Source organism: Acidimicrobiia bacterium (genome assembly GCA_016650365.1).
GTDB lineage: Bacteria > Actinomycetota > Acidimicrobiia > Spongiisociales > JAENVV01 > JAENVV01.
Genome location: JAENVV010000237.1, coordinates 1 through 5,310, shown reverse-complemented (window position 1 = coordinate 5,310; position 5,310 = coordinate 1). Strand labels below are relative to the sequence as shown.

Sequence of the window (5,310 nt, the reverse complement as noted above, 5' to 3'; positions counted from 1 at the left end):
GGGAAGTAATCCTGAGAACTGGGATGTCTTTTGGGGAACCGCCCAGCCCGGAACCAAGGTCACCGCCCGCTCCGAATACGGTGGTTCGTCAGCGGAGGTCAACGCTGACGGCGGCTGGGAAATGAAGGTTCGTTTCGAGGCGCCCGCCGGCACGACCTTCCCGGTCACCATCGCCGATACGAACGGCCACTCCAAAGTGTTCGAGTTCACCAAGCCTCAGAGCGATGAAGTTGCGTTCACAGCCAACCAAAAATACGGATCATGCGGAGAAGAAGTCCCCTTCGACGTCTTCTGGGGAACCGGACAGCCGGGCACCACGGTGTGGGTCAGTTCGCCGTATGGCGGGGGCACCACCACCGTTTCGGAGAATGGCAGTTGGGAGATCCGGGTGGAGTTCCCCGAGGCGCCCGTCGGCAAGACGTTTGAGGTCGTCATCGAAGGTAACGCGGGACGCAAGGTGTTCACGTTCACCAACAACCGGGGATAGTTCTCCCCAGCCAGGTAGGGCCACAGCCCGAAAAAGAAGAGAGGGTCTGCCCTGCCCTGGGCCGGCCCTCTCTCGCGGAACGGAACTAGAGGGAATTGCAGCGGATTAGATTGGTTTTTGATGAAGGGGAGCTCGGTGAGTCAACGCAAAGGATTTCTGTTCGGACTTCCGGTGGGAGCCGTCCTTGGCGCTTTGATTGCATTGGCCGTCTCCGGAGCTTTCGGCGGATCCGACGCTCCCCAGGCCGAGCCCGGCGATCCAACCACGACCACTACTTCGATCGCCTCCATCGATGATGTTCCCCAGGTGATTACTCAACCGGGCGATGGCTTCGTGGATCCGCCCGTCGGGCGCTCAGCCATTCCCAACCGCGCCGAGGCGGCCACGATCCAATCTCGGTCCTCGGGCATCTACGCATCCAATGGAATCCGGCTGACCGGATCCCGGGGGGCCGTGGCGTTCGCCGTCAACGGGTCGCTGGTCTACCAGCTGCCGGGAGTCGATACCCCGGTATTCGTTGATCGGGGAGCCGGAGCCGACATCCTTGCCAACCCGGCGAACGTACAGATCCGACTGCTTTCCCTGGGATTCAAAGACGGCACCCCATTGGCCGTGGTCAAACTCCTCGAACAAGCTGTGGTCGAAGGAGTCGAGACGACCAATGAACGGCTCGCCACCATCAACATCTCGAACGGCGAGATTACCGACTATGGCATCGTGGCCGGCTTTGAATCGACCCTGGCATCGGCGTCACTCAGCCCGACCGGGTTTGTGCTCGGGATCTTCGGCGAGGGCGAAGCATTTCTGCAGACATTCGGCTTCGACGGCAAGCAGGGGGAAATCATCGTGCCGTGCTTCACCGGAAGCTGTCCACGGCGACCATGGGTGTCCGCAGACGGCGAGACGGTTGCGTACCTTTCGGGCCTTTCCAATCTCGTCATCTACGACCTGGACTCCGATCGGGTCTTCACCGACATCGATCTTGGCATACCGTTGACCGCCGGCAACGACTTCCCCGGTTGGGCGATCACCGACTTCGACGATGTAACGGTCGCAGTGGCCGAGATCACCTTTGATGCCGACGGGAATCTCACCTATGGCAACGCTTTCCTCGTAACCATCGGCGGAGAAGTCACCGAATACGGCACCCAGGGCGCCATCACCTTTATTCGGTAATCGGTCGGATTGATCGTCCTGCCCTGAAACGGCGTAGAATGGCTATTGGCCTTGGTGCTGCGGCAGTGTCTGCGACCGGACCAATATCGAGAGGATCCCTCTGCCATGACCATGTTGCCGAACGCGCCCACCCGGGAAGTCCTATGACTACCCCGCGCCGCACGTTCGCCATCATCTCCCACCCCGACGCTGGAAAAACCACTCTCACCGAAAAGCTCCTCATGTATTCGGGAGCTATCAGTGAAGCGGGCGCCGTAAAGGCGCGGGCCGGAAAACAACGCGATGTCACCTCGGACTGGATGGAGATGGAGCGCGAACGCGGTATCTCGATTACATCCACCGTGCTCCAGTTCAATTACGCCGGCCACGTCTTCAACCTGCTGGACACGCCCGGCCACCGCGACTTTTCCGAAGACACCTATCGGGTTCTGTCCGCAGTAGATGCCGCCATCATCGTGCTCGACGCTGCCAAAGGCATCGAGGCTCAGACCAAGAAGCTCTTCGAAGTTGCCAAGCGCAAAAAGACCCCGATCATCACCCTGATCAACAAATGTGACCGACCTGGTTTGGCCCCCCTTGAGCTGCTCGATGACATCGAAAAGCAACTCGGTATCGTCGCCACCCCGGTGACCTGGCCGGTGGGGATGGGCCCCAACTTCGTCGGGGTCGTCGACCGCCGGGACAGTGCCTTCTGGAAATTTGGACGCACCGACCACGGGGCCAAGGCAGCCGAAGAGGAACGTCTTGAGGGGGCCGACCTCGCGTCCCACGGAGAAGCCGGCATCAACGCGGCCGGCGAACTCGAACTGCTCGACGGCGTCGGCGCCGACCACGACCTCGACTTGTTTCTGGCCGGGGAAACCACGCCTGTGTTCTTCGGTTCGGCCGTATGGAATTTCGGTATCCGGCTCCTGCTGGATGCCATCGCCGAGCTGGCACCTTCGCCGTCCTCCCGACCCACGATCGACGATGCCATCCAGCCGATCGACGGCGAATTCTCAGGGTTCGTTTTCAAGATCCAGGCCAACCTCGATCCTCGCCATCGCGATCGCATCGCCTACCTCCGGGTCAACTCCGGTCAATTCGAGCGAGGCATCCAGCTCACCAACCATCGGACGCAACGTTCATTCGCCGCTAACTTCGCCCACCAGCTATTCGGCAGGGACCGCGAAACCGTTGCGACGGCGTACCCCGGCGACATCATCGGTCTGATCAGCTCCGGCAACCTGCAGATCGGCGACACCCTTTCGGAGTCCGGAAAGGTCCAGTACCCACCAATCCCCACGTTTGCGCCCGAGCATTTCATGAAGGCGCTCAACCTCGATACCGCCCGCTACAAACAATTCCGCCGCGGCATGGCGGAACTCGACGAAGAAGGGGCCATCCAGGTACTCCATCATCCACTGTGGGGCGAACAGCAGCCGATCCTGGCAGCCGTTGGTCAACTTCAATATGAAGTAGCGGTCGCCCGCCTTGAAGGCGAGTACGGAGCGAAACTCGAACTAACCTCCACCCCGTTCACCGAGGCCCGCCGCACCGACGCCGCCGGCGCCGCCGCCCTGGCCGGCGAACGTGACTGCGAAGTCGTTGAACGCCGCGACGGCACGCTTCTGGCCCTGTTCAAAGGTAAGTACCGCATGGAAGCCACCCGCGAACGCCACCCCGACATCATGCTCGACTCTATTGTGGTTGGCTGACCGGCTGACCTTTGGTCAGCTTGCAGTTTTGCCGTGCAAAACTGCCGAACGGGACAGGCCTAGGCCGACCATTCAGAAGGCTGACCGGTCAGCCGGCGACGTTGAGTTCGGTCGACATGCCCGCTTCGTAATGAGTCGGGATCAGGCAGGCGATCACGTTGAGCTCGTCGGCCTCATGGAATGAGACGAGCATGGTTCCCGACTGGCCGGGGTCGAGCACCATCACACCAGGCTCGAGACCATCCGAGTGGTCGACGTGCCCTTCAGCAATGTGGTGTTCAACGGCGGCGATCGTCGTGACGCGAAACTCGTGCTGGATGGCACCTTCGTTATGGACGACGAACTCAACCGTTTCGCCGGCAACCACCTCGATCGGGGTCGGCGCATATGAGAACTCTTTCATCGTGACGTGAATCGTTCGGCCGGCCATCGCTCCTTCATCCGCCAACGAAATGCCCATGGCAGGGTGGTCCATACCGGAATGATCGATGCCGGTCTGTCCGTCATCAGCCGGGTCCATCGGGACCATGACCGCTTCAGTCGTATCTACCACATCCGAATTACCCATTTGATCGACTCCACCCGACCCGGCGGTCGATTCCGAAGCCGGATCACTGGTGTCGGGACTGGCCGCAACAGTGGTTGGTCCGACGACATCGACCTGGACGGTTGTCGCCGACTCAGGAGCGCAGCTCACCAACATGACCATCAACAGCCCAAATCTCAGTTTCATTTGAATCTCCATAAGGTCCCTCCATCCTCGTCCAGATCCCGTGTTTGTCAGTGGGGTACTAGGGCTTTAGACCGGAGTCGGAAGTCCCGATCAGCCACTTGGCGGAATAGAGTTCCGGGATGGAGGTCAGCAGCCCGGATCGGATCATGTTCCCCGAGATTGGGCTGACCAAAGGCGAGATGGTCGGCTACTACGAGACCATGGCCGATTTGATCTTCCCATTCCTGGTTGCCAGACCCCTGACCCTGGAGCGTTATCCGCAAGGCATTGGCGCCAAAGGGTTTATGCAGAAAAATGCCGCCGACCACTTCCCGGCGACCATTGAACGGTTCGAGGTGCAGAAGTCCGACGGAGGCACGACCAGGTTCCCGGTGATCACCGAGCCAACCGATGTCCCGTACCTCGCCAACCAAGGCACGGTCTCATTCCACATTTGGACGAGCCGGCTCCCCGAAACCGATCGGCCGGATTACTTCGTGATGGACCTTGACCCCGAGGAAGGCGACGTCGAACAAGCTCGCTCCGCCACCGAGGCGGTCAGGGAGGTGCTGTTCTCGTTCGGCGTCGATTCCCTCCCCGTGGCAACCGGATCGAAGGGTTATCACGTATGGGCGCCGATTGTTCCTGACGCGCCGTGGCAAAGAGTAGCCACCGCTGCTCAGGCCGTTGCAGGCCTGGTCGTCGCCGCCAACCCTGACCTGGCCACGACCGAATTCCTCAAGAAGAACCGGAAGGGCCGGGTGTTCGTCGACTGGATGAGGAACCATCCGGGAGCGTCTGTGGTGTCGCCGTTCTCCATCCGGCCCCGTCCCCGAGCGTCGGTCAGCACTCCGATCACCTGGGATGAGCTGGCTACAACGAACCCGGATCAGTGGACCGTAGCCAACCTGGCCGAACGCGTCGCCGATCTCCCGACCTGGCCGGAGCCCTCGGTACTGCCGACTGCCGATATGGAAGCGGCCGCTCGGTCGGCTGGCGTAGATCTCGACACTCGAGTTGATCGATTCGGAAGAGAATCCTGAACTCGTCCGCGTATGGTTGAAAACCATGAAGGCTTCGACGAGTGTGCATCCACATTGCTTAATCCAATTCGCATGCACACTCGATCAAGAGGGGTAGACGGCAGGTCGCGAAAAGTTTTCTGGTGCTCAGTTTTCGCGACCCGCAGGTGACGTCGTATCTTGACTTTCAATTGGCGGTCGGGCTCCAGGGGGCTG

At 60.6% G+C, this 5,310-nt stretch carries 5 protein-coding genes; 4 read left to right on the top strand and 1 reads right to left on the bottom strand.

Features of this window, described 5'->3' with window-relative positions; translation table 11 throughout:
- From JJE47_13805 to JJE47_13795, 3 genes are all read left to right on the top strand, one after another.
- Positions 1-487, top strand: a 487-nt coding sequence (locus JJE47_13805) for a hypothetical protein (GenBank protein ID MBK5268499.1), incomplete at its 5' end; no start/stop codon positions are given.
- 135 nt (positions 488-622) lie between these two features.
- Entirely contained in the window at positions 623-1,663 is a 1,041-nt protein-coding gene (locus tag JJE47_13800; GenBank protein MBK5268498.1) for a hypothetical protein, read from the top strand.
- A gap of 143 nt (positions 1,664-1,806) precedes the next feature.
- Entirely contained in the window at positions 1,807-3,360 is a 1,554-nt protein-coding gene (locus JJE47_13795; GenBank protein ID MBK5268497.1) for a peptide chain release factor 3, read from the top strand.
- 88 nt (positions 3,361-3,448) lie between these two features.
- On the opposite strand, the gene JJE47_13790 is transcribed toward JJE47_13795, so the two are convergent.
- Positions 3,449-4,093, bottom strand: coding sequence for a hypothetical protein (locus tag JJE47_13790; protein MBK5268496.1), 645 nt, complete (start codon positions 4,091-4,093; stop codon positions 3,449-3,451).
- 119 nt (positions 4,094-4,212) lie between these two features.
- Here JJE47_13790 and ligD point away from each other — a divergent pair, with 119 nt between their 5' ends.
- Positions 4,213-5,115 carry a non-homologous end-joining DNA ligase gene (ligD, locus tag JJE47_13785; GenBank protein ID MBK5268495.1) on the top strand — a complete coding sequence of 301 codons (903 nt, stop codon included), beginning with the start codon at positions 4,213-4,215 and terminating at the stop codon, positions 5,113-5,115.
- The last annotated feature ends 195 nt before the right edge of the window (positions 5,116-5,310 follow it).

Excerpts from the sequence above, each read along its gene's own strand:
- JJE47_13795 (MBK5268497.1), top strand. The coding sequence starts at position 1,807 with ATGACTACCCCGCGCCGCACGTTCGCCATCATCTCCCACCCCGACGCT.
- JJE47_13790 (MBK5268496.1), bottom strand. The coding sequence starts at position 4,093 with ATGAAACTGAGATTTGGGCTGTTGATGGTCATGTTGGTGAGCTGCGCT.
- ligD (MBK5268495.1), top strand. The coding sequence starts at position 4,213 with ATGGAGGTCAGCAGCCCGGATCGGATCATGTTCCCCGAGATTGGGCTG.